We start from the raw sequence: 2,382 nt of genomic DNA on the forward strand, positions 1-2,382 counted from the left end.
GTCCTGGCCGGGTGCTCGTCGACGAGTGAACCCGATTCGCCGCCGGTCGACGCGAGCGCTCTCGCGGCCTCGGTCACCGAGAGCGGTGTGGTGGGGCACCTCCAGCAATTGCAGACGATCGCCGAGAGCAACGACGGCAACCGCGCGGCCGGAACGTCCGGCTACGACGCGAGCGTCGACTACGTCGCACAGATATTGGAAGACAAGGGCTTCGACGTCCAGACCCCGGAATTCGAGTTCCACAAGTTCGACGTGCGGACGGAGGCCCTGCGGTCCGGCGACCGGGACTTCGACGTCCGGGCGCTGTCGTATTCGCCGTCGACCGGTCCGCAGGGGCTCACCGCCCGCCTGGTGCCCGCCGCGAAAGACGACAGTCCGGGATGCGAGGTCACCGATTACGACGGCCTCGACGTGACGGGGGCGATCGTCCTCGTGAACCGCGGGGTGTGCCCGTTCGCGGCCAAGCAGCAGGTGGCGTCCGAACGCGGCGCCGCAGGCGTGATCGTCGTCAACAACGAGGACGGACCGATGAGCGGCGGCACCCTCGGCGACCCGGATGTCGGCAAGGTCCCCACGGGCGGGGTGAGCAAGGCGGACGGCGCCGCGCTCGAACAGGCGGGGGGCGACGTCACCCTCACGCTCGACACGACCACCGAGTCGAGCACCGCGCGCAACGTCATCGCGCAGACGAAGACCGGGTCGACGGAGAACGTCGTGATGGTCGGAGCGCACCTGGACAGCGTCCCCGAGGGCCCCGGCATCAACGACAACGGCACCGGCGTCGCCGCGACCCTCGAAACGGCCGTGCAGCTCGGCGGTTCGCCCGACGTCGACAACGCGGTGCGCTTCGCGTTCTGGGGCGCCGAGGAATTGGGTCTGCTCGGCTCGGAGGCGTACGTCGACAGCCTCGGCGAGGAGCAGCGGAACGATATCGCGCTGTACCTGAACTTCGACATGCTCGGTTCCGAGAACGCCGGCTACCTGGCCTATGACGGCGACAACTCCGACAACGTCGGCGAGGGGCCCGGACCCGAGGGGTCCGCGGGCATCGAGCGCACGTTCACCGAGTTCCTGCAGGGCGACGGCATCGCCGCGGACGGCACGGACTTCGACGGCCGCTCCGACTACGGTCCGTTCATCGAGCACGGCATCCCGTCGGGCGGCGTGTTCAGCGGCGCCGACGAGACGAAGACCCCCGAGCAGGCGCAGAAGTGGGGCGGCACCCCGGGTGTCGTGTACGACAAGAACTACCACAGCGCGACCGATACCCTCGAGAACGTGGACCGGGCCGCGCTCGCCAAGAATGCCGCCGCCGTCGCGTATGCAGTCGGGGTGTACGCGGAGTCGCTCGCGGGCCCGAACGGGGTGCCCGTCGGCGCGGACCGCGAGAAGGCGCGGGCCACCGAGTGATGTCCGATTCGTCACGGGTTTGTGCATGTGACGCTGAGTTACTCTTATTCTCGTGAGCGACGACCCCGCCGAAGAGAACAGTGCCGAGCTCGGCGCTGCGCAGACGCCGAAACGGGGCGACAAGGTGCTGGGCTGGGTGGGGTCGGTGAACCGGCAACCACAGCTGATCGAGGGCCTGCGGAAGGTTCGTCGCGCGCTGCCCGGTGATCCCGCGTTCGGCGACCCACTGTCGACGGCGGGCCCCGGGAGCGCCCGGGCCATCGCTCGCGTCGCCGACCGCTTCCTCGACCACCAGCCGGGCGCGTCCCGCGAGATGAGCCTCGGCGCGCTGCAGGTGTGGCAGGCACTGCTCGAGCGCACCGGACGCGGGCGGGGAACACAGGAGGTGACCATCGTGTTCACCGACCTCGTCGGGTTCTCCAGCTGGTCGCTGCCCGCCGGCGACAGCGCCACCCTCGCCCTGCTGCGCGACGTCGCCCGGGCCGTCGAGACCCCCATCGTCGACCGGGGCGGGCACGTGGTCAAACGACTCGGCGACGGCGTGATGGCCGTGTTCTCCAGCCCCGACCGCGCGATCGACGCCGTCTTCGCCGCGCAGGACGCCCTCGCGGACGTCGAGGTGGACGGCTACCGCCCCCGGATGCGCGTCGGCATCCACACCGGTTCGCCCCGGCAGATCGGCAGCGACTGGCTCGGTGTCGACGTGACCGTCGCGGCCCGCATGATGGAACTGGGCGGCGACGGCAACGTGATGGCGTCGTCCGCCACGCTGTCGAGTCTGCAGCCGGGCACCCTCGACCAACTGGGGGTCGGGGTCAAGCCGTGGCGACGCGCTTTCTTCGCCCCCGCCCCCAGCGGAGTGCCCTCGGACCTCGGTATCTGGCGGTTGCGGCTCCGCCGCCCGTGAGTACTTGTTAACCGCCGGACGTTAACAAGTACTCACGGGTGCCGCAGGCGCCACAGGGGGGAGAC

Annotated in this window: 2 protein-coding genes; both read left to right on the forward strand. The window is 70.2% G+C overall.

Annotated features, from left to right (window positions below):
* Positions 1-1,410: M20/M25/M40 family metallo-hydrolase (locus tag ACFTZB_RS45075; RefSeq protein ID WP_378442427.1), on the forward strand; the 1,410-nt coding region annotated here is incomplete at its 5' end.
* Positions 1,411-1,462: 52 nt separating this feature from the next.
* Positions 1,463-2,317, forward strand: a complete 855-nt coding sequence (locus ACFTZB_RS45080; protein WP_378442429.1) for an adenylate/guanylate cyclase domain-containing protein — start codon at positions 1,463-1,465, stop codon at positions 2,315-2,317.
* The last annotated feature ends 65 nt before the right edge of the window (positions 2,318-2,382 follow it).

Source organism: Rhodococcus sp. NPDC057014 (assembly GCF_042673295.1).
In the GTDB taxonomy this organism is placed as follows: domain Bacteria; phylum Actinomycetota; class Actinomycetes; order Mycobacteriales; family Mycobacteriaceae; genus Rhodococcus_F.